The sequence below is a fragment of the Butyrivibrio sp. DSM 10294 genome, from assembly GCF_028539135.1.
Classification (GTDB): domain Bacteria; phylum Bacillota; class Clostridia; order Lachnospirales; family Lachnospiraceae; genus Butyrivibrio.
Genome location: NZ_JANSWL010000080.1, coordinates 130,454 through 154,174 on the forward strand (window position 1 = coordinate 130,454; position 23,721 = coordinate 154,174).

The following is a 23,721-nucleotide window of genomic DNA, read 5'->3' on the forward strand; positions in this document are numbered from 1 at the left end:
AATACAATTAAAAGTTGGGCGACTTTAAACACAAGATTTTTTGCGAGAATATCCAAAGCTTTTACTTAGGGAAAACTTTCTTAGAGAAGGAGACAAGAGTTTATGGAGAGACGGATTCTCGCAGCGTTGTTGGCAGTATCTTTGGCATTTTCCTATTCAGGTACGGCTTCGGCTTCCGATATTTTGATCGAGGAAGAGTTATCTGAAGAGCAAGACCTTACAGGGATAGATGAGTCGGAGGAGGTTATTTCCGACGAAGAGGTTGATGTGATCTCCGCATCAGAGGGAGATGATACGGAGTTTGACGATACAGAATATGAATTATCGGCTGAGGAAGAGGACATATCTGACCCGGCTGATTCTGATGAGATCATTCCGCCGGGGGGCGCCATGGAAGTGGAAGAACCCATGGAAGTGGATGATCCTGTTCTTGATGAGGAAATATTTACGGATTCTGCCGGCCTTATGTCGATAGAACCCGTTACTTCTGCGCTTTCATCTGCCTATATTCCGGGCACCTTACCAAACTTAAGAAATCAGTCTCCATATGGAAGCTGCTGGGCTCATGCATCGATGACGCTTGCTGAGATGAGTCTTATAAAGCAGGGGATTGTAAGTAAAGATGTGGATCTTTCGGAACTTCATCTTGCTTATTTTTGTTATAACTCTGTAACGGATCCCTTGGGAGGAACCCAGGGAGACAAAAACCAGGCGATACTTGAAAGCGGCAGCACGCTGCTGGACCGCGGTGGTTCTGCGGAGTTTGCCCAGAATGTTCTCGCATCCTGGACCGGAGCTGCTGACGAAGATACCGCTAATTACAAGGACATGGCAGGTCAGGCCAACGCCGGAGGGCTGGATTCGTCAATAGCCTACGAGGACGCAGCTCACCTTACTCATTATTTTGAAACAAATCTGAATGTCTCCAATATAGAGAACGTCAAGAAACTGGTTGCCCAGTGCGGCGCTGTATCAGTGGGTTATGGGGCCATTAACTCAAGAAAGACAGCCATCAGTAATGGGGTATACAACAGCACCTACAATTCTTACTATAACCCCAACGCTCAGAATGCCAATCATGAAGTTACGATCGTGGGCTGGGATGATGATTTTCCCAAGAGCCATTTTACCAACGCTCCTGCGGGCAACGGTGCCTATCTTGTAAGAAACAGCTGGAAAGAAGGCAATTACAGTAATATGCAGGATTATTACGGGTATTTCTGGATGTCCTATTATGAGCCTTCACTTACCGGCAAGGCTTTTGCAGCTGTATACGATGCAGCAGATAAGTATGACAACAACTATCAATACGACGGCGGAATGGCAACCTCACAGGCTTATGACTGCTCAAAGGCTGCAAATGTTTTTGAGATCAGCGGGAACAGTGATATAGAAGAGCTTCAGGCCGTATCCTTCTACACCGCAAGCTCAGATGTGGACTATACCGTTAAGATATATGTCAATCCCGATAGCAGTCAGGGACCTGAGAGCGGAATATATGTGCCTGAGTGTACCACCACGGGAAAAACAACCTTCGCGGGATATTATACGGTGCCTCTTGAAAATTCCGTTATGCTGGACCACGGAACCCGTTTTGCTGCAGTTGTGGAATTATCCGATTCCGGGAGAAATGCTTCCTTCGGAGCGGAGTATGGCTACACCGGTTCCTGGTACAAAACGACGGTAAGCTCAAGCAGTAACCAGAGCTATATTTATACCAACAACAGATGGGTTGATTACAAGGTAATCAATAGCTATTTCCGACAGGGAAATATCCGAATCAAAGCATTCACCAAGAACTGCGTATCATATTCGGTGCCTGTGATAACGCCTGTAACGGTGACTTTTGATGCCGGTTCGGGAAGTGTATCGGTATCCGAGATTACAGCAATACCCGGAAATGAGTATGGTGACCTTCCGGAAGCAGTAAGAACCGGGTACATCTTTGACGGCTGGTACACAGAGAGAACAAACGGAAGCAAGGTTACTTCAGCCTCAACGGTGATAAGTGAGAATCATACGCTGTATGCCCACTATTCACCGATAACCTACAAGATCATCTACAATGCCAACGGTGGAACGGGATCCATGTCTCCATCAAGCGCTGTGTATGACACAAACGTTACATTGACTGTAAATGGTTTTACCAGAGACAGATATAACTTTATTGGATGGAATACAAGGGCAGATGGTCAGGGAACATCCTATGGCGACAAAGCGGTTGTTAGGAATCTGCTGTCAACTCAGAATGCCGGCATAACACTGTATGCGCAGTGGGAGGCTGAGCCTGAACCTGAACCTGAGCCGGAGCCCGAACCAGAACCTGAGCCGGAGCCCGAACCTGAGCCGGAGCCCGAACCTGAGCCCGGTTCGGATTTTACACCAAGTCCTACACCTACACCGACACCGGATCCCACACCGGCTCCGGATCCTACACCGGACCCAGAGCCCGAACCTGAGCCCGAACCTGAACCCGAGCCTGAGCCTGAACCTGAGCCAATCCCCGATCCGGATCCGATAGTAGATAAATACATCGTTATAAGGGACGATGCCTACAGTGATCTGTCAGGATTCGACATGCTGACAGGAAGAAGTAAGACTCTGCATGTGGAATTCAGCAATGGTGATTCATATGACGGCAGAGTATATTGGAGCAGTGATAACGCTAACGTGGCAACTGTAAGTACCGGTGGTACAGTAGCCGCCAAGATGCCGGGTAGTGCGACAATACAGGCAGTCAGTGCGGACGGAGAATACAGTGCTGTAGCTTCCGTAAATGTTAAACTGGCAGCAACCGGAATCAAATTGGATAAAACTACAGTATCTCTGGGCGTAGGAGAGAGTGCGGTCATAAGCGCAGCTATCCTTCCTGCTGAAGCAGAGCAGAAGCTTGTATGGAGCTCTTCAGATACCGCAGTTGCCCTGGTGAATCAAAGCGGAGAAGTGAGCGCTGTTTCTAATGGGCAGGCAACCATAACGGTGGCCACCACAGACGGAACCGGAGTTACCGGAACCTGCATTGTAACTGTGGGCAAAGCTGTTGAGAGCGTAAGGATAGAGGACGGCGGAGCTGTATCGGTAGCAGCCGGCAAAAATCTCAAACTCAGCGCAGTATTAAGCAGCGAAGATGAAGATGCTTCTTTGAACAAAGCCTATACCTGGGAAGTTAAGGGCGGCACCGGTTTTGCAACCATCAAATCCGACGGAACCCTCACAGGTGTTAACGAAGGAACGGTTACGGTAACACTTACCGCAGCCAACGGTGTATCTGATTCCAAAGAGTATTTTGTATATGTTCCCGTCAAAAAAGCGGTGATGCTGCAGTCAAGCGTTGTCATCTCCCCGGGAAGTAGCTATGCCCTTGGAGTAAACATAGTTCCTACAGTAACAAACGCAAGTGAAGGAGGACAGGCAACACTTGAATCCGGCGTAAAATGGAGTATTGACGCCGCATATTCCAAGTATCTGACTGTTGATGAGGAAACAGGTGTCGTTACTGCGGGAGAGCTGATAAAGAGCAATATTCCCGTCAAGGCCACCTATAAACCTTATGGCGCAGCAGCCAAGACCCTGACCTGCAAGGTATCTGTCAAGAACCAGACTTTCAGTGGATTTAGCCTAAGTCAGAGCAGCGTATCCCTGACAGGTGGCAAGCAGGCTACGGTAAATGCCAGGTTTTCTCCTGTTGTTCCCAAAGAGGGCGGTGTAACCTGGAGCATTGCAGAGGGCGGAGATTATATTGAGATAAGTGACAGCTCCGATGCCTATATCGCGATAAAGGCACTTCCTACAGCAGTCGAGAGAACTGCGGTTATCATTGCTACAGCCAAGGCGGATCCCGAAAAGACAGCCAAATGCACCATAACCATCAAGCCTGAGGCTGAGTCCATAAAAGTATATAAGGACCAGCTTGATATCACAGGCGGCAAGTTTGACCTGGCCAAGGGAACCGCTAAGGTCCTGAAGGTAAGTGTACTGGCACTTGATGGACTATCCCCGGCAAGTAACCAGAAGGTTGTCTACAAAGTTGATAATACCTCTGTTGCCACTGTAGGAACCAGTGGTAAGGTAACAGCCAAGAATAACGGAACAGCCACTATTACAGTGATATCTGCTGAAGATGGCGCTGTTTTTGCCACCTGTACGGTGAATGTAGTCACTCTGTCATTAGACAAGACTGATGCCGTAATGGGACTTAAAGACGGTAATAATACCCTTACAATAAGCCCTATGGGCGTTACAGAGGATACTGAGCTTGTATGGACCATAAGCGACGCAGCAAGGGTTAAGGTCCATCTTGAGGAGAACGGTGAACAGCTTAAGTCTCTTGAAGGAAAAGGAACAGCCAAACTCGTTATTGAGGGTGTTAACTCAGGCAAGATCAAGGTTACAGCCTGTGTAAAAGGAACCAACAAGAAGGCTTATTGCACCATTACCATATATTCACATGTAACAGGCCTTAAGATAAGTGGACTTGGAGATCCGGTTTCCGATGAAGACTTCGATTATATCAAGTCGATCAAAAAAGGAAAGACCTCTACAATAAAAGCGACACCGGAGTATTACAAATATACCGGTAAAAAATATGTACTTAGCACAGCGGTGACTTATAGAAGCAGTAATCCCGAGATAGTGACGGTATCAGATGCCGGCAAGATAGCGGGAATAAGTCCCGGCATAGCCTACATCACCATCACCACTGTTGATGGCGGATTTAGCAAGGTAGTAAAGGTTACTGTCAAATAAAAAGCATATTGCCAAATGTCCGGAAAAGGGGCGTCTTACAGACGTCTCTTTTTTGGTGAATTACGAACATTTATTTCCAATAAATTGTTATTTATTATAGACCTGCCTGATTTTATGATTATTATCAGATAATCCCTTTTTATTACTGCAAAAATGTTCAAAATCCATTATAATATTCCACGTGTGATTAAGAGGATTACTTGGATGATGAACCAGACAGAAATTACTTTTTTACAAAAGAAAATCGCAGATTATCCCGAGAGAATAGCAAAGCTCCAAAAGAGACAGGAGATGATAGCTATCCCCGCAGCAACAGAGATAGACGCAGCGATCAAGGGGCTGAACGCCTATATCATTCAGCTGACGGCTACTAAGAGCGCCTTCGACAAGATTGAAGCAGAGGCGGGGGAAGATACAGATAAGCTGATGAGACTATCTGAGGAATATTCTTCGCAGAACGGTGATGTTCCCGAGACCTGCAGATTAAGTCTTGTGCAGATACAGCATATTCTCATGACAGTGAAGACACATACAGCATCGCTGGGAGAACTTATCGACAATGCTGCCTCTGCCAGAGAGAAGCTGGAACTTGCCCGTAAACACAAGAAGACTCTTGATGTGGTCAATCTTTTAAGAATGATAGAAAAGGGAGACGGATACAGGTTATGAAAAAAGAAAATTCCATGAAAAATGCCATATTGGGCGGAGGCTTGTTTGGAGCAGGCTTGATATCTACCGTGGCCCTTAATATGAACTCTACAGATATCATAATAACAGCCGGAATTCAGGCACTGAGGATGTCAGTTATTGCAGGAGGCGCAGTAACAATTGTAGGCGCAGCCATGGCAGCGATAGCCACAGCTTCCATAATAGGCGAGAAGAAAAAGAATGCGCAGTTCATGGCTAAGGATATTGAAGCCAAGGAAGAAGCCATCCGCAAAAAGAAAGAAGACGTACGAGGACTTGTCACAGGCCTTATGCAGGAGGAAGAGAATTTTGTTCCTGTTGGGCAGATCCTTTTAAAAGAGATGGATGACATGGACGAGTTCGCCGAAAGAAGCGACAAGCTCTTTGAGTTTAATGATATGAAGGAATTTGAGAGTATGAAGGAGATCATCTCTCAGGCCAAGACGGCTCTTTATCACAACTGCCGCGGAATAGTCAATCTCTATGTTGCCCTTGAAACCTCGGATGAATTCGTTACCGAGAGCCGGAAGATCCTTGACAGCAACAAGGAGATAAGGGACAACGCCAAGAAATTCCTGCTGGAGCTTGCACGCTATACCAATGAGCAGAATGAAGATACCGATGCGGTAACAATGATTCAGGATTATGCGGATGCCATAGGGCAGTCCTTGAGACATACCTATAACTAAATTGGCATTTCACATATAGGAGGAGTAATACTATGAAAATGAAAAGATTTTTAAAGGGCGCAGCAGCTGCAGTTCTTGCTCTATCAATGACAGCCTGCACCACAGACAATGTAACAGTCAATAACACCCAGACAAGTGCTCTTAGCTATGATGATGCGGTCAAAGAGCTCAACGCCTTCGTCAAGAACATCAATCCACAGACGGTTTCAGCGAGACTTGATGTTGACATGGAGGAGGCTTCAGTTGCGGATTCACTGGCAGATATCGATACCTTTGATATGATGCTTAAGGGCAACGGCGAGATCAACCTTGAGATTGCAGCGCCTTCTGAGTTCAGCGGCTCTGCATATCCTGATGAGTGGCTGGTTGCAGTCGGTGAGAAATTCAACAAGGAAGGAATCACTGTAGATGGTAAGAAAGTTACCGTTTCCGTAAGAAAGATCTCATCAGGTGAGACCCTTACTTATATCGCAGAGGGTGGTTATGAGCCTGATCTTTATATCCCTTCCAATACAATGTGGGGTGACATGCTGGATGCCAGCGGCGTCAAGACAGTTAAGCTGGCTGACAGGATCGCAGGTAACACAGCCGGAATCCTGATGTCCAAGGATGCCTATGACAGCTACCATGAGAAATACGGAGAGGTTACCGTGGACGGCGTTCTGAAGGCAGCAAATGCAGGAGATCTCGTTTTTGCATATACCAATCCTTATACTTCCGCAACAGGTATGAACATCCTGTGCTCAATGCTGTACGCTTTTGATAATTCCAATCCTCTTTCAGACAAGGCAGAGAAAGAGCTTATCGCATATCAGGATCATGCACCTACAGCAGCTTATACAACTTCAGTTCTTAAGGCTTCCGCATCCAAGGGTATCATAGATGCTATGGTAATGGAGGAGCAGACCTATATCAATACCAAGTCCCTTAAGGATTATGTATACACACCCGCAGGTGTTCGTCACGACCATCCCGTGTATACTTTTGGCTGGGTGAGTGATGAGAGACAGGAAGCAGCCAAGTTATTCGTTGATTACTGCTTATCTGATGACAGCCAGAAGATGGCTACAGAGCGTGGCTTCAATCTTCATGAGGATTATGTATCTCAGGACTATGGAATGAAAGGCTCAGATTACCTTGCAGCCCAGAGAATCTGGAAGACCAACAAGAACGGTTCCCGTCCCACCATCGCAGTTTTTGTAACCGATATTTCAGGCTCCATGAACGGTACCAGAATCAATTCCCTTAAGTCTTCACTGCTTAACACAATGCAGTATATTGATGCCAGCAGCTATGTAGGACTTGTAAGTTACAGCGACAAGGTATATATCAACCTTCCCGTTAAGCGTTTTGACAACAAGCAGAGAGCATATTTCAGCGGTGCGGTCAAAGACCTTGAGGTGGGCGGACAGACAGCAACCTATGATGCAGTACTTGTAGGAATGAACATGCTTCTGGAAGCTTCCAAGGAAGTGCCCAATGCCAACATGATGCTCTTTGTTCTTTCAGACGGAGCTCAAAACGCAGGCTACAAGCTTGAGAGAATCACACCTATCGTTGGCGGACTCGGAGTATCTGTTTACACCATCGGTTATGAGATGGAAGATTCCGACAAGAAGGAGCTTCAGACACTTTCAGGAATCAACGAGGCTGTATGTATCGACGCCGACGCAGATGATATCGTAAATGAGCTTAGAAATCTCTTCAATGTAAACATGTAACACCAGGGTAATAAGTCTTCCCAAATGCCAAGCTCGCTTGGCAATTCGAGGAAGACTTTTTTACCCTGGTGTTACATGTGTGTAAAGGGACTCAAAATTTTTTTGCCACATTTTTATTTCCTTCGTATAAATAAGAGAGTAAGAAAATAAACAAAAAATACTGTTAGAACTTGGAGGAAATAAAAATGTCAGAAATGATCATGGTGAAAGATAATGAACTTGAAAATATCGCAGGCGGCGCAGCAGGAACTGCTTCAACACCAAGATTTGCCATCGGAGATAAGGTTATGCTCCTTATTTACCCCGAATTTGGAGTGGGCACTGTCATGAATGTATATATGCAGGCATCAATGTGGAAATGTGTTGTAAGATTTGATTCCGGTATGATAGATGCCTCTGATATTGAGTTCATTCCTGCATAAAAAAATAAAAATCATGTAAATTCTAAAGCCGCCAACCGTGCGGCTTTTTCGTGGGAGGATACATGATTAAAGGAGGTTTATCGCAGTGGGATTAAATGATCTCGGCAGTATATTAACTAAAGCGGGTTCTACGCTCAAGGATTCCGCGATTCGAAGTGCTCAGGCCATTAAGCTTGAGCAACAGATCACAACACTTAAACGTGAGATTCCTTGCCATTAACGACCTTGCCGGCTTCATAATCTGCAATGCCTTTATTCACAAGACTTGCTTCATTGATCTTCTGCATGGTTCGCTCGTAGTAGTCAATGTCCATTACAACGAGTCTTCCATATCCGTTCTTGGTGACAAATACCGGTTCATTGGATTCTGCACATAAACGCTCGATTTCTACAGTGTTTTTAAGGTCTCTCATTGGAACTATCTGCATACTTTTACTCCTTTCTGTGGCTAAATTATACATCATATTTGGACACACAATAAGTGATCGTGTTGCTGCGGATGGGATTACATTGAAAGAACTGGAAGTGATTAATGAATGATCATCAAGCCAGATTCTGGCAGAAATCATACCACCAGTTCCGTTTTGCCAGAAGCATTCTAACGGAGGCGTCCAACCGGAGCAATTCAACAAATGGTCCCTCGACTCCGTCCCCAGGGACCATTTCGCCCATACAGACAACAAAAAAGGAAAGCACGAATGCTTTCCTTTTTTAGTAGCGAGAGGGGGACTTGAACCATTGTCGCACCTCTAAAACTTGCATAAATACAAGGTCTGCGGCTTCGTCATCTGATGACAATCATCAAATTATCATCAACATTTGTTTTATGACAGTTTTTTCAATGTGTTATCAAACATTTCTACGCATATATCAGCCATGCGCTGTTCGCTTTCCTGCATCCCTTCTCTGAACCAACTGATAAGTATCTGGAAAAAGGCTGCTTCTAAAGCAAGCCTGATGTATTTGATCTCTGTATCTGTTGTAGGATACAGAAGTTCTGATATGGACCTGCCGGAAAAGAGCTCACGTTTCAATATACCTGCCTGATCAAACAGGGCAATGGTTTCTTTATCCTCGCGGATGGTACGGAAAACATCTTCAAACCACTGATGAGGATTCTCATGCAGTTCTGGTTTTTCACAAATTTCTGCTATGCTTTTTATCAGTCTGTTACCGAGTTCATGCAAAATATCTTCCTTGTCAGTATAGTTGCGGTAGAAGGCAGTACGTGAAACTCCGGCACGACGCACGATCTCACTGACAGTGATCTTTTCATACGGGTGTTCGCCCATTAGGTGCATCAGCGCAAGCTGAAGGCATTCTCTGGTCAGCTGGTTAGACTCTTTGTTATTCATTCGCAGAACTTCTTTTTTCTGCATTTCTGTCAAAGGTTCTTTTGTGGCAGTCATATTTCTTTTCCTCGCCGTTACAAAATATACGATTATGTAACATCGCTCCAATTGGCACTGCTACTGTCATGTCCGAGAGTAGAGCCGTTGTATTACATTTCTTGCGGCGTTACACTTGTAACATCAAAACGATTGTAACACTTAGCGGGGAGGAATAACAAGTATGGAATTAGTAGAAAACTTATCTCACAAAGCGCAGAGACAGGCATTTAGCCTATTGATTGATAGATTTCTTGCAAATCTCGACAAAGCTGAGAACAGAACAGAAACGTATTTAAAACTCGTAGATCAGGCAGAGAAATTCTGGGGGAAAGATGGAGCAAGAAAGGACAAGCTTGATCAGGTAAGAGCAGCTTTCAAGGACCCTGACAATAGATGGGTCAAGTTTATAAATAAAGTAGTTGATGAGACAGATCCTCATGTTGCCAAGATGACAATGCTCAACCTTGGTTATGAGGCCTTTTTCAGAGGTACCAAGATGATCAGGGCAAACAGGGAAAAGTACGGATGCAATATCCCGTGGCTTATTCTCTTTGATCCTACAAGTGCCTGCAACATGCATTGCCAGGGCTGTTGGTCCGGTACTTATGGCCCTAAGCACAACCTGTCTTTTGAAGACATGGATAAGATCGTTACCCAGGGAAAAGAGCTTGGTGTTTACCTATACATGATGACAGGCGGGGAGCCTCTTGTAAGAAAAAAGGATGTACTGCGTCTTGCTGAAAAGCACAATGATGTTGAGTTCTCTATTTTTGACAACTCCACTTTAATTGATGAGGACTTCTGTAAGGAAGTTGTAAGACTTGGAAATATCACGTTTCAGCTTTCTATCGAGGGTACTCCTGATACAAATGATGCGAGACGTGGAATCGGTCATTACGACGCTGTTATGAAAGCCATGGACCTGTTTAAGAAATACGGAATTGTCTATGGAACTTCCATCTGCTATACAAGAAATAATATCGAGGCAGTAACTGACCCTAAGTTCATCGAGTTCATAGCTGAAAAAGGCGCAAGATTCGGATTCTTTTTCCACTATATGCCAGTAGGAAATAATGCGGTACCAGAGCTTATGCCTACTGTAGAGCAGAGAAGAAAGATGGTAGATCAAATCAGATACCTTAGAAGTGACAAGTGCGATATAGGGTTCTTCCCTATGGATTTCCAGAATGATGGAGAGGCAGTTGGTGGCTGTATCGCTGGCGGAAGAAACTACTTCCATATCAATTCAAGTGGAGATGCAGAGCCCTGCGTATTTATCCACTTCTCCAACACTAATATCCATACTCATTCAATACTTGAGATGCTTCAGAGTCCTCTTTTCATGGAATATCACAAGGGACAGCCATTCAATAAGAATCATTTGAGACCATGCCCGATGCTTGAGAATCCTGAGCTCCTTAGAGAGATGGTCGCAAGATCCGGAGCCCATGGCACCAATGAAGAATCAGAGGAAAGCGTTGAACACCTCTGCGCAAAGTGCGATAATTATTCAAAAGAGTGGGGACCTGTAGCAGATGATATCTGGGCTCGCCAGAAGCACTATAGAAAAGCATACGAAAACTATGCAAAAGAAAATATAGAGAGCGCAGAAAAGCTGGAATTTCCTGAGGTTCATAAAAAAAATAAAAAGGAAAACAAAGGCGCGTAATTGCTTGGGGGAAAGAAAATGATAAAAATACTGTCAGATAGCACTTGTGATCTGTCAAAGGAACTGGTTCAGAGATACAACATAGGAATAATTCCGCTTTATGTAAGACTAGGAGATGAGGAGTACCTGGATGGCGTCAATATTACTCCTGAACAGATCTATAAGTGGTCTGATGAACATGGGGAAACGCCCAAGACAGCAGCAGCCAGCATTGAAGATATCTCAAAATTCCTGGATCCTGCGGGTTCGGATGAATATATTGTTTTTACTATATCTTCGTCCATGTCAGTAAACTTCAATAATGTAAGGCTTGCGGCGCAGGAACTTGGCATGTCTGACAGAGTTCATGTCATAGATTCAGCCAATCTTTCCACCGGAGTTGGCCTGTTGGTAGTATATGCGGCAGAACTGGCTAAAGAGGGAAAGGCAGCAAAAGAAATTGTTGAAGAGATAGAGAATACCAGGGATAAGGTCAGAGCAAGTTTTGTAATCGATACCCTTGTCTACCTTCATAGAGGTGGTCGCTGTTCGGGGCTTGCAGCCTTCTTTGGTACGACATTAAAGATCCATCCACGCATTGCAGTAACTGACGGAGCAATGCACCCGGAAAAGAAATATCGCGGATCCAGCAGACGCTATGTGCTTGATTATGTCAAAGACATGGAGGCTGATCTAGAGAATGCCAGACCTGAGCGTGTGTTCATAACCCATTCAGGATGCGACAGGGAAGTTGTTGAAGCTGTAAGAGAGTATCTTAGCGGCCTCGGCGTGTTTAAAGAAATCCTTGAAACCCGCGCAGGAAGCGTTGTTTCATCTCATTGTGGTCCAGGAACATTGGGAGTACTGTTTATCTCAAAATGATGGGAACAAAGGATTTGTTATTGTGGCATGAGAGCGAGTTTTTAATATTTATTACCGGTTTTCATTGGCTGATCGGGAATATTATCTGTTTTCGGAAGAATTACGGGTAATATTTTTCTTTTTCCAGGGAATATTTCCAAGTGACGCCGGCGGAAGAGATTGCGGGGGTGACGAGCAAGCTGCGATGCAAATTAGCAACGCCAGAAGACACAAAAAAAGGAAGCGATAAACGCTTCCTTTTTAGTAGCGAGAGGGGGACTTGAACCCTCGACACCGCGGGTATGAACCGCGTGCTCTAGCCAGCTGAGCTACCTCGCCATATTTATTTCGTGACTGCTTGCCGCAGCCGACTTAGATACTATAACTCGATGTAGGTATATTTGTCAACAAGATTTTTGAGAAATTTTGAGGAATTTTTTTATTGAGTAAATTTGAGCAAAATTGCGTTATAGCCTCCGCCGGAAGGGGGCTATTTTATCGTCTTTTAAGAATTGAGCCGGATAAGTATGTAAATTGTGTGCAAGAAGCATAGTATAATAGTGGAAGGATATGTTCATTCAAATAATTTGGTGAAAGGACTAAACTATGGATTTGGCAATGGGAAATACCTTTTACTTTGATTTTGAAGTGGCCTTCATGCAGCTTTTACAGAGCATATTTGGAGGGTTTGCTCTGAGTGTGATTTCCTTCTTTTCATATTTCGGAGAAGAGATGGTGCTGGTGCTGGTCATGGGCTTTATCTATTGGGGCTATGACAAGAAAATGGGTAATTATGTGGGAACCAGCATTTTGCTTGGCTGCGTTCTTAATCCGCTTCTCAAGAATATTTTTGTGAGAAGAAGGCCATATTTTGACAACCCGCAGATCAAGTGCCTAAGGCCCGTTGAAAAGAACGCTGATATCTATGACATTGCGGCGCAGGGGTTCTCTTTTCCCAGCGGACATTCCACCAACAGTGTGTCGGCTTATTCTTCCATGGCAAAGTACAAGAAGAACAAAGTGCTGCTTGGAATTGCCATTGTTATGCCGCTTCTTGTGGGCCTGTCCAGAATGACGGTGGGAGTTCATTATCCCACGGATGTGCTCTGCGGATGGCTGTCGGGATTGGTTGTGGTTTTCCTGGTCTCATTTCTGCAAAATAAGATCCCTGAGGAAAAAGAGTGGCTGCTTAATCTTATAATATTCCTTATAGCGGCGCTGGGATTTTTCTATTGTAAGACCGATGACTATTACTCCAGCCTGGGACTTCTTGGAGGATTTTTCCTCTCAAGAGAATTTGACAAGTTAGTTGTGCATTTCAGAAATTCGAAGAAGCCGGTAAGGATAATTGTGAGAGTTATCGCGGGAGCAGCACTGTTTCTTGCACTTACCAAGATCCTTAAAATGCCGTTTTCTTCAGAGTTTTTGTCGTCACCTACGCTGGCTGCTTACTGCGTAAGATTTTTGAGATATCTGATATCATGCTTTGTGGCTGTGGGAGTTTATCCGCTGATTTTTGCAAAGTTTGATAAGTTCTGGAAAGAGGAGGCGTGACTATGTGGGCTTATGAGACATCTTTTTATCAGATATATACGCTGGGCTTTTGCGGAGCACCCTTTGAAAATGACGGGGAGCTGCAGCACAGAATACTGAAGGTCCTGGACTGGATTCCTCATCTTAAAAAGCTGGGAGTCGGCGCAGTATTATTTAACCCTGTGTTTGAATCCGATACCCATGGCTACAATACAAGGGATTACAAAAAAATCGATGTGCGCCTTGGAACCAATGAGGATTTCAAAAAAGTATGCGATGCCCTTCACAAGGAAGGGATAAAGATTGTTCTTGATGCAGTGTTTAATCATGCGGGACGAGGCTTTTGGGGCTTTAAGGATGTTCTGGAAAAACGCTGGGATTCCCGGTACAAGGACTGGTTTAACATAAGCTTTGAGGGAAACAGTAATTATAATGACGGTCTGTGGTATGAGGGCTGGGAAGGCAATTATGACCTTGTTAAGCTTAATCTGCGCAATCCTGCGGTGGCGGACTATCTTCTTGAGAGTGCCAAATTCTGGGTTGATGAATTCGGAGTTGACGGACTTCGCCTGGATGTGGCCTATTGCCTTGACCCTGAGTTTATTAAGAGGCTTCGAAGGGAAAGCGCCGGCTGGAAAGAGGACTTTTTCCTCATGGGTGAGATGATAGGTGGTGATTACAACCGCATTATGGGGGACGAGCTGTGCCATTCCGCGACTAACTATGAGTGCTACAAGGGAATGCATTCGGCGCTTAACAGTATGAACCTCTTTGAAATCGTTCATTCACTCCTAAGGCAGTTTGGGCCGGAGAACTGGACATTATACAGAGGCAAGCACCTTCTGTCCTTCGTTGACAATCATGATGTCAGCAGGATTGCCAGCATCTTGCAGAGGCCTGAGCATTTGAAGCTCATATATACTCTGATGTTTGGAATGCCTGGAATACCTACGATCTACTACGGAAGTGAGTGGGCCACCAAGGCGGACAAATCTCAGGGTGATCCGGCGCTAAGACCTTGTTTTGATAAGCCGGAGTGGACAGAGCTTACAGATACGATAGCTGCACTGTGCAAGGCCAAGAACTCCTGCAAGGCCCTAAGTTATGGCGATTTCAAGTCACTGGTTCTTACCAACAGGCAGTGCATATTTGAGAGAGAATGCGACGGTGACAGAGCGCTGGTTGTGATAAATGCGGATGAAAATCACTTCCATGCGGATTTCAATGCAAGAGCCGGCAGGGGAATAGATCTGATAACAGGCTCTGCCATAGATTTTGGCGGCGGTCTGGATATTCCGGCATATACAGGCTATATTATCGGTAACCTTGACTGAGGCGTCACATATAGGAGCTGATTTGACGTAGCCTACAGTCTGTGATATCTTTTTCTACGTGCATAGGTGCTGCGTGGTAAGAATCAATTTCCTGTGACCTTACTGCCAGCCTAACAAGGAACCGGGTGGAACTCCCGGACAGTGCCGCTACTGTGACAGCCAGATACTTGCCCATGCACAGGCACATGTACTTCCTCGCGACCAGGGAAGGTGCTGCGAATAACCTGCACGCATGAGCCTTTGTGGATGTATTTCCACAAGGGCTTTTCTTTTGTCGCCCGGAAGTCTCAATTACATTTTTATTGGAGGATAATTATGAAAAAGAAACTTTTGAGCGTAGTTATGAGTGCAGCCATCATTGCAGGCGTGCTTGCAGCCTGCGGAGAGACTGCTACTGCACCTGCACCCGTTGAGAGCGAGGTTACTACAGAGGCACCTGCTGCAGAGGCTACAGAGGCTGTAGAAGCTGTAGAGTCCGGAGCAGAGGAAGCAACAACTGAAGAAGTTGCAGCAGAAGGAACAGTTCAGGACAGAGCAGGTAACGACATCGTGATCCCTGAGACTGTCGATTCCATCATCTCAATGGCACCTTCTATCACAAGAACACTTATAGATTTTGGTCTTGCGGACAAGATCGTTGCCTGCGATACTTATTCTTATGGAAGCTATGGATCTGTACTTAAAGAGGATATTCCCCAGTTCGATATGATGGCTCCCGATCAGGAAGCAATCGTTATGCTTGGAGCAGACCTTGTTCTTACTTCCGGTATGAGCGCAGCTCACGGAAACGACGTATTTGAGTCTGTCAAGGAAGCCGGCGTATGCGTTGCCGATATTCCCAGCAGTGCATCAATAGAAGATATCAAAAAAGACATTCTTTTCATCGGACAGTGCGTTGGCAAGGACAGCGAAGCAGAGACCGTTTGCAAAAATATGGATGAAGCCATCGCCACAATCTCAGACCTTGCAGCACAGATTCCTGAGGAGGAGAGAAAGACAGTACTCTTTGAACTCTATACTCCTTCTGCTGAGAATCCTGTGATCTACACTGCAGGTAACGGAACCTACATCAATGAGATGCTTGAGATCATCGGAGCCAAGAATGTTGCTGCAGAGGAGACCGATCAGTGGCCTGCCCTTAACGAGGAGGCAGCAGTTCTTATGAACCCTGATGTTATCCTTACAGCTGATATGTACACACCTGATGTTATTAACACAATTCTTACGATGGAAGGCTGGGAGAACGTTAACGCCATCGTCAACAAGGAAGTCTATGAGATCGATTCCGATTCCGTAAATCAGCCCAACGAGCATGTTATATCAGCTATGGTTGCCATGGCTAAGGCTATTTATCCCGATGTTTTTGCAGCGGTTGAGGACCCTTTTGATGGAGAGTAATAAACTCGTAAAAAGTAAAAAAATATACATCATCACCGCCGGCCTTATTGGGCTGGCGGCCCTTTTATCGGGGATATGCATAGGTAGTGTCAACCTGCATGTTTCGGATATATGGCAGGTGGTATGCTATAAGCTTTTTGGTGCTGAGCCGGATCCTTCCTTCAACGCGTCAATTGTTCCTATAGTGTGGGAAATCAGGATTCCCAGGGTTCTCTGCGCCTTTTTGGTGGGAGGAGCACTCTCAGTCAGCGGCGCCGTGATCCAGGCAATCCTTCAGAATCCTCTGGCTTCTTCCTATACCCTTGGTGTTTCCTCGGGAGCATCCTTTGGCGCTGCGCTGGTAATAGTTACGGGGATAACAGGAACATTCTTAAATGTTTTTCTTTTGCCGGTCACGGGCTTTGCCTTCGGACTAATGACGATCCTTTTGGTGCTCTTCATAGCATCAAGACTGGACGTGGGGCTCAAAAATCACACCATCATTCTGTTCGGAATGGTGTTTTCACTGTTTGTAAATGCGCTGATGACGATGATCAGCGCTCTTAATAAGAGCCATATGCAGAGGCTCATCCTTTGGCAAATGGGCTCCTTTTCAGGAAGAAGATGGATACATGTGGCAATTCTGCTGGGCTTTAGCCTCTTGTGTACTGTTGCAATAGCCTTTTTTGCAAGGGAACTGGATATAATGAGCTTCGGAGACGAAGAGGCTCTGGCGGTTGGTGTTGATGTCAAAAAGAACAAGATCATTCTTCTGATACTGTCATCTCTTCTTACCGGTGTGTCCGTGTGCTTCGTGGGCGTCATAGGATTTGTGGATCTGACAGTGCCACATATCGTAAGAAGGGTGTTCGGCGCTTCCCACAGACTTGTAATTCCCATGTCCATGCTGATTGGCGGCAGCTTTATGACGATAGCTGACCTTTTTGCCAGGACGATCCTTGCACCGGAGGAGATACCGGTTGGAGCGATCACAGCTCTGGTGGGCGCACCATTCTTTTTGTGGGTATATTTTGTAAAAAAATGAGTTTCTGATGCCGGAGATATTATGAGTGAAAAGATAATTACCCTGTCCCATGTGAGTGCCGGTTATGGCCGTGGGGGAAAGGACAAAACAGAATATGTATTGAAGGATTTCTCCCTGGACATATATGAAGGGAGGTGCCTCTGTATTCTTGGAAGCAATGGTAGCGGTAAGACTACGCTTCTTAGGACCATAGCGGGAATCCTTCCCTCTAAGGGGAGTATCAGCGTCTGCGGTCATGACATGAAAACGCTTAATCGCAAGCAGATAGCTTCCTACATTGCCTTTTTGTCCCAGATGTCTCAGGTATATTTTTCCTACAGCGTCTATGAGACTGTAATGCAGGGAAGATATGCTGCCGGCCAAAGCGGATTTATGGCTGACAGAGGACAGGACCGTGAGATTGTTGAGGAAACGCTTAAGTCCCTGGGACTTGAGAACATCAGAAACCGCCAGATCACTGAGTTGTCAGGCGGTCAGCTCCAGAGAGTGTTCCTGGCAAGAGCCATGGCCCAGAGAAGCCCCATACTTCTTCTGGATGAACCCATGAATCACCTTGATCTCAAGGTACAGGCGGAGTTTATGGAGTATCTTGGAGCCTTTGGAAATGGGGAGATCTCCTTCCGGGACGGAAAGAGCTATAAACCCACTATTGTAGGTGTTTTCCATGATATCACGCTGACAGCGGATATTGCAGATGATGTTGCGGTGTTGAAGGGCGGAGAGCTGCTTTTTAGCGGCCCAAAGAGTGAGGTACTTACTAAGGATAGCCTCCTTCAGGCCTACGATTTTGACGTGGCGGCCCATATTTTGGAAAGAAATAAAAAAAGTATTTCGTTTTTCTTATAATTTCATACAGTCGGTGTATTTGATTTCGCGTCGTGCTATAGTATTGATATATGTGTAAATATGCATGAAAAAGGCGACGTACGGCGGAGGAAAAACATGATAATACACCTTGATAAGTTATATAAAGATGATAGAACATCGCAGCTTCTGGGGCTGGGACTGCCCTTTGGAAAAGGGGAACTGCCCGAGAACAGTTTTGGATGTTTATGCATTAAAGATAAAAATGAGATCCTTCCTTCACAGTTTAAGGTGACTTCAAGATGGGAGGACGGATCCGTTCGTTTCGTATATGCCAGATTCCTGGCGGATATTCCCGGTAACAGCAAAAAGGATTTCGAGCTTTGCTCGGAAAATAATACCAATAATACAAAGAATGCTGAGGGAATCAGCGTTGACAGCAGCGGGGAAGGCATCTCTGTTGATAACGGTGTTCTGAGCTTCAAGGTTAAAAACGGCTCTAAGGAGCTGTTTGATGAATTTATATGTAATGGGCACAGATGGGAAAAAGAGCAGTTTGTGGGCCCTTTGGTTAAGGCCGGAGACATGGAGACCGACCTTACTTTCGATGAATTTAAGGTAATCGAAGAGGGGCCGGTTTTTGTCCTTGTGGAAGGAAAAGGCAGTATTTCCAAGGAGCTGAAATTCACGGTGAGGATCTCTGTGACCTATGGCAAAGCCTATATAGAGCTTGCTTTCAGACTTTTTAACTGCGCAGATGGTGATATCAGGCCTGATTCCTGGATCTTTGCGGTTAAGGCAAGACCCGATGCGGATATTGATCTTGAAAGTCCGGAGGTATCAGAGGGCAAGGTTGACTCCACCGGCTGCGGCGATGCAAACAAAACCACTGCTGATGATCTGGTGTTTGTGACAACAGGTACCAAGGAACTGGGAGCCTATGATTTTGCCGATGAGAGAGCCTTGGATATGCAGGTCAGAACCTGCGTTGGCAGATCCAATTACAAGACGGAGTTCAAGATAAGCTCCAAGGCGGAGACTGTTTCCAATAGCATAACCGCGGAGCAGCTGACGGCGGAAGCAAATGAGCATTTTGGCGAGGTTATGTATGGAACCTTTTTTGGTGACGTGACCCTAAGAGATGAGAATGCCGGTGTGTGTGCCACTGTATATCAGGCCTTTCAGAATTTTCCCAAGGCTGTAAAAGCAGACAAGGACGGCGTTTGTGTATATCTTATCCCCGATCAGGACAAGAATGCCCACAAGACCAAGGCAGAGCCTGTGGTTTTTGCCTCCGGAATGGCCAGAGAACAGAAAGTGCTGCTACATTTTCACGGTGCCGATGAACCCTTGTATGAGATTGACAGCAGGAGCTTAATCTATCAGATGCCTGATACCCCCTATGTTGATCCCGAGGAATTTGCCAAGGCTAAGGTATTCCCAAATGTCTTTTTGCCCTATGAACAGCAGGTCGATGATGTGGAGATCAGTCTTATCGACAAGGCCGATACCCATGCAAGGTGCTATGGAATGCTGAACTTCGGCGATGGGCCGGATCCGGGTTACACAGCCCAGGGAAGGGGCGGCGGCAATCTGGTATGGACCAATAACGAGTACGATTACCCCCATGCCATGTTCATGATGTATGCAAGGAGCGGAGTAAGGAGGTTCTATGACTACGCCAGGATTGCAGCCATGCACTGGATGGATGTGGATATCTGTCATTACAGCTCTGATCCGCTTCAGATGGGCGGCCAGTGGGAGCATACCAGGAAGCACACAGGAGGCTCGGAGGAAGGCGCCGGCAATAAGGGCGTTATGGTCTGCAGCCATGAGTGGGTTGAAGGACTCCTTGATTATTATCATTTCACCGGAGATGAAAGAGGTTATGATACGGCTATAGGTATCGGAGAAAATGTGCTGCGGCTCCTTGAAACTCCTATGTATCAGGTGCCGGGAGAGAGCAGCGCCAGGGAGACGGGATGGGCCCTTAGAACCTTAACAGCCCTCTATGTTGAGACTCATGATAAAAAATGGATCGCCAGATGCGAATGGATACTTCAGCAGTTTAGAAGCTGGAAGGACAGATACGGTGGGTGGCTGTCGCCTTATACCGACAATACCACGATAAGAGTCGGATTCATGATATCCGTTGCGCTTGGATCTCTTATGAGATATTACAGAGTATTTCCGGATGATGGACTTAAGGCAATGATGCTGGAAGCAGTGGACGATCTTATCGAAAATGCAAGCACTCCCCAGGGACTTTTTTACTACAAGGAGCTGCCAAGTCTTTCCAGAAACGGCAACAATACGCTCCTTTTGGAGGCCTGCGGCATAGGATATGAGCTTACCGGGGACACTTCCTACCTGGATGCGGGGGTAAGGACCTTCAAAAAAGCCATTTCCAATCCCCAGGGAAGCATCGGCGGCAAAAAAATTGTGGAGGACAGCGTCATTGTGGGCAATGGTGCACCAAAGAATTTTGCCCAGAGTTTTTATCCTATAACATATTTTTATACATTGGCCGTAAACGCAAAGAAGTTGTTGATTTAACGAATTAATAATATAATTAATCTATGGAAATTCGGACACCTTTAATCGTTATATTGGTCTTAACCCCGCTGCTTGGCATTTATATCAAGCGGAATATGCTGCAGCTTTCTTCAGCGCGCGTATTTGTATTGTTCCTTATCGTGGCATATATAAATGTAATCGCAGAGATCATGGAGTGCCTTGTATTCGTATACCTGGATTCCACGTTTCTCACTCTGCGGCGTGCTACTCAGAATTTCTACGTGGGAACCCTTTTGACTACAGCCTATCTGATGGCTGTTTATGTCCACTCCAAGCTGACCGAGAGCAGGCTGGTTTCCAGGAAGATCGCTCTTTGTATGTCACTGCCGCTGATCGCCGGAATCATTTTTTTACTGTTCGGAAATGTCCAATACAGCAGAACTGCGGAGGGTGTCTATTACAGCTACGGAACGGCGATTAACTTTTGCTATGACATAGGATTCCTTTATATTTTCGCTACGCTGATATTTGTGATCGCATATAGAAGAAGGCTCAAAAAAGAAGAATTCATGCCTATTACGGTAGGACTTGTGGCCTGGGCGCTGCTGTCCTGTTTCCAGTTCTTTATTCACGGAGCTCAGGTATCATCAGTGGCTATGATGCTGATGGCACTGATACTGTTTTTGTCATTGGAGAACCCAAGAGAGTACTACGAGAAATCCATTCCCAATGTCCTTAGCAGAACAGCCTTTATCATGCTGATCGTGGAGAAATTTGCGGCGGGCAAAAACTTTTTTATCCTGTCCGTAATATTCACCGGTAAGACCAACGTCCTCACCGGCGCAGACAGAGAAGAGCTGTGTGAGCTTCAGGCAGGAATAGCCAGGATGGCCCAGTTAAATATCGGAACAGCTGCCTATACTTCCGGCTGGAACACTCTTGAATTTGTCGTGAACGATCCTCAAAAAGTTGAGACCTTCATGAATCTTATAAACAACTACAAGGATACCGGCAATCTTTTCAAGATGACCTTCAGTGTGCTGGAGGTTCCCAAGTGTACAAACAGTGTTGATGAAGCCATTCAGATTCTTGACTATGTTTCCAACGATTATGTATATACCCAGTCATCGCCCAACCTTGTTATAGACGAAAATGTTGTGGATAAGATGATCTACAGAAACAGCATTGAGGATATTGTGAGGCAGGCGGTCAAGCTCAAAGCTTTTGACGTATACTATCAGCCTATTCTGTGCGTCAAGGACGGAACCTTCTCCTCAGCAGAGGCTCTGGTAAGACTTAGACGCCCCCACACGGAAGGCTATATTTCGCCGGAGGATTTTATTCCCATCGCTGAAAAATGCGGACTTATTCAGGAGATAGATGACCTTGTATTTGAGAAGGTATGCTCCTTTATAGCAAGGGAAAAACTTAGCAGTTACGGTATCAAAGTGGTGGAGGTCAACCTCTCAGGCAACGAGGTTGTGGATCAGCAGACCCATACCAGACTTCGCCATAAGATGGAAAAATACCACATTCCTCCGAAGTTTATCAATTTTGAGATAACGGAGACCTCTTACATCAACAATGATGAGGTGTTCAAAGAGAATGTAAGAAAACTTAAGGATCTTGGAAGTACTTTTTCCATGGACGATTTCGGATCGGGCTATTCCAACCTTTTGGAAATCCTCAAGATGGATTATTTCCTTGTTAAGATGGACAAAGAATTCGTCTGGAACTGTCTTGATCCCTCCAAACCCGAGAATATGCGCATGATGGACTACACCATCAATTTCCTTAAGGACTTTGGGCTTCATATCCTGGCAGAGGGTGTCGAGACACTGGACCAGGCCAGGCTCTTGATAGACAAGGGTGTTGAATATCTCCAGGGCTTTTATTATTCAAGACCTATACCGGAAGAGGAATACATAGAGTTTCTGAAAGCACAAAAAGGGCTTTTTGACAGCACAAAAGAAGGAGGCAAGCTATGAACGAAAGTCTTTACAACGCAGTTTTTTGCTATGGTGAGAACAAGGTAGATCCCTTTGCAAACACAAATGTGGATTTTGAGAGGGTTATTTCGGATATGCGTCTTGTGGGATATGAGCTTTCTTCCTTCAATATCGCACATCAGATAGGCCTTGAATTTGTGGACGACCTTATCAGAACCAAGGGAAGGATCATTGAGGCGACCATGGACCTTGATAACAAGGATGATTTCTGTCGTGAAAAATACGGATTATCCTTCAAGGACATTGATGCTCTGGATCCAAGACACGATGTGGAATTTGATATTAAGAGCGGCAGGGTTATCTTTTATCTGACCCATGAGGCCATGCACAAGGAGACCCAGTACTTCACGCTGTTCAAAAAATATTTTGACGAATTCACTGCTAAGACCGGATTTAATTATGTGAGCCTGTAAGATGAAAACGGTTTTGGAAACAGATAGATTAATACTAAGAGGCTGGGAGGATAGAGACGCCGCCGGCCTCTATAAATATGCCAGTGATGAGAGAATAGGGCCCGCAGCCGGATGGCCTCCCCACAAGGATATCGGTTATTCGCGGGCTGTGATCCGCACGGTTTTTGCCAAGGATGAGGTATATGCCATCTGTCTTAAGGAGAACGGAAACGAACCCATCGGCAGTATAGGACTTACTCTGGAGGGAAGTCCCGAAAGGCCCCTGCAAAAAGGGGAAGCCGAACTGGGATACTGGGTGGCACATCCCTTCTGGGGGCAGGGAATAGCTCCGGAAGCTGTTATGGAGATGCTTCGAAGGGGATTTGAAGATCTGGGACTTAAGAGGATATACTGCGGCTATTTCAAAGGAAATAACAACTCCAAAAGAGTGCAGTTAAAATGCGGATTTAAGTACCACCATACCAATACAATGTGCAGAGTTATCATGCTTGGTGAAACCAGAGTGGAGCATTTCAACGTCATTA

Annotated in this window: 18 protein-coding genes, 1 tRNA gene and 1 riboswitch; of the genes, 16 read left to right on the plus strand and 3 right to left on the minus strand. The window is 45.5% G+C overall.

The genetic code is table 11. The features are described 5' to 3' along the window. The first annotated feature begins 102 nt into the window (after positions 1-102). The 5 genes from NXH67_RS12235 (at position 103) to NXH67_RS12255 (ending at position 8,265) form a co-directional block, all read left to right on the plus strand. Positions 103-4,746, plus strand: coding sequence for an Ig-like domain-containing protein (locus NXH67_RS12235; protein WP_272797539.1), 4,644 nt, complete (start codon positions 103-105; stop codon positions 4,744-4,746). Positions 4,747-4,950: 204 nt separating this feature from the next. Further along, positions 4,951-5,415 carry a hypothetical protein gene (locus NXH67_RS12240; RefSeq protein ID WP_022776996.1) on the plus strand — a complete coding sequence of 155 codons (465 nt, stop codon included), beginning with the start codon at positions 4,951-4,953 and terminating at the stop codon, positions 5,413-5,415. Then, entirely contained in the window at positions 5,412-6,122 is a 711-nt protein-coding gene (locus NXH67_RS12245; RefSeq protein ID WP_022776997.1) for a hypothetical protein, read from the plus strand. The genes NXH67_RS12240 and NXH67_RS12245 overlap by 4 nt, the downstream gene beginning before the upstream one ends. A gap of 32 nt (positions 6,123-6,154) precedes the next feature. After that, positions 6,155-7,843: a substrate-binding and vWA domain-containing protein gene (locus NXH67_RS12250; protein ID WP_272797540.1), complete on the plus strand. Its 1,689-nt coding sequence runs from the start codon at positions 6,155-6,157 to the stop codon at positions 7,841-7,843. Positions 7,844-8,028: 185 nt separating this feature from the next. Further along, entirely contained in the window at positions 8,029-8,265 is a 237-nt protein-coding gene (locus NXH67_RS12255) for a hypothetical protein (RefSeq protein ID WP_272797541.1), read from the plus strand. A gap of 194 nt (positions 8,266-8,459) precedes the next feature. Here the strand turns inward: NXH67_RS12255 and NXH67_RS12260 are convergent, their stop codons facing one another. Next, positions 8,460-8,693, minus strand: coding sequence for a type II toxin-antitoxin system Phd/YefM family antitoxin (locus NXH67_RS12260; protein WP_272797542.1), 234 nt, complete (start codon positions 8,691-8,693; stop codon positions 8,460-8,462). A gap of 396 nt (positions 8,694-9,089) precedes the next feature. Next, positions 9,090-9,644, minus strand: coding sequence for a TetR/AcrR family transcriptional regulator (locus NXH67_RS12265; RefSeq protein WP_272797543.1), 555 nt, complete (start codon positions 9,642-9,644; stop codon positions 9,090-9,092). Positions 9,645-9,837: 193 nt separating this feature from the next. Here NXH67_RS12265 and NXH67_RS12270 point away from each other — a divergent pair, with 193 nt between their 5' ends. Together NXH67_RS12270 and NXH67_RS12275 are read left to right on the plus strand one after the other, a co-directional pair. Next, positions 9,838-11,325, plus strand: coding sequence for a radical SAM protein (locus tag NXH67_RS12270; RefSeq protein WP_272797544.1), 1,488 nt, complete (start codon positions 9,838-9,840; stop codon positions 11,323-11,325). 18 nt (positions 11,326-11,343) lie between these two features. Further along, positions 11,344-12,186, plus strand: coding sequence for a DegV family protein (locus tag NXH67_RS12275; RefSeq protein WP_024864474.1), 843 nt, complete (start codon positions 11,344-11,346; stop codon positions 12,184-12,186). Positions 12,187-12,430: 244 nt separating this feature from the next. Here the strand turns inward: NXH67_RS12275 and NXH67_RS12280 are convergent. Next, positions 12,431-12,504: transfer RNA gene (locus tag NXH67_RS12280), tRNA-Met, on the minus strand. A gap of 267 nt (positions 12,505-12,771) precedes the next feature. Between NXH67_RS12280 and NXH67_RS12285 the strand changes: the two genes are divergently transcribed. From NXH67_RS12285 to NXH67_RS12325, 9 genes are all read left to right on the plus strand, one after another. After that, the gene (locus NXH67_RS12285; protein WP_272797545.1) at positions 12,772-13,719 is read left to right on the plus strand and encodes a phosphatase PAP2 family protein; all 948 of its coding nucleotides are present in this window, start codon (positions 12,772-12,774) and stop codon (positions 13,717-13,719) included. Between the two features lie 2 nt (positions 13,720-13,721). Beyond that, entirely contained in the window at positions 13,722-15,032 is a 1,311-nt protein-coding gene (locus NXH67_RS12290; RefSeq protein ID WP_272797546.1) for an alpha-amylase family glycosyl hydrolase, read from the plus strand. Between the two features lie 47 nt (positions 15,033-15,079). Next, a riboswitch (cobalamin riboswitch) is annotated at positions 15,080-15,221 on the plus strand. A 126-nt stretch (positions 15,222-15,347) separates the two neighbouring features. After that, positions 15,348-16,430: an ABC transporter substrate-binding protein gene (locus tag NXH67_RS12295; RefSeq protein ID WP_272797547.1), complete on the plus strand. Its 1,083-nt coding sequence runs from the start codon at positions 15,348-15,350 to the stop codon at positions 16,428-16,430. After that, the gene (locus NXH67_RS12300; protein ID WP_022777007.1) at positions 16,420-17,454 is read left to right on the plus strand and encodes a FecCD family ABC transporter permease; all 1,035 of its coding nucleotides are present in this window, start codon (positions 16,420-16,422) and stop codon (positions 17,452-17,454) included. The genes NXH67_RS12295 and NXH67_RS12300 overlap by 11 nt, the downstream gene beginning before the upstream one ends. A gap of 21 nt (positions 17,455-17,475) precedes the next feature. After that, entirely contained in the window at positions 17,476-18,300 is an 825-nt protein-coding gene (locus NXH67_RS12305) for an ABC transporter ATP-binding protein (RefSeq protein WP_272797548.1), read from the plus strand. 96 nt (positions 18,301-18,396) lie between these two features. Then, positions 18,397-20,814, plus strand: a complete 2,418-nt coding sequence (locus NXH67_RS12310) for a hypothetical protein (RefSeq protein WP_272797549.1) — start codon at positions 18,397-18,399, stop codon at positions 20,812-20,814. 140 nt (positions 20,815-20,954) lie between these two features. Continuing rightward, entirely contained in the window at positions 20,955-22,763 is a 1,809-nt protein-coding gene (locus NXH67_RS12315) for an EAL domain-containing protein (protein WP_272797550.1), read from the plus strand. Continuing rightward, a complete protein-coding gene (locus NXH67_RS12320) occupies positions 22,760-23,197 on the plus strand; it encodes a hypothetical protein (protein ID WP_022777011.1) in 438 nt (145 codons plus the stop codon). Before NXH67_RS12315 ends, NXH67_RS12320 begins: the two co-directional genes overlap by 4 nt. 1 nt (position 23,198) lies before the next feature. Further along, the coding region (locus NXH67_RS12325) for a GNAT family N-acetyltransferase (RefSeq protein WP_272797551.1) at positions 23,199-23,721 on the plus strand (523 nt) is incomplete at its 3' end.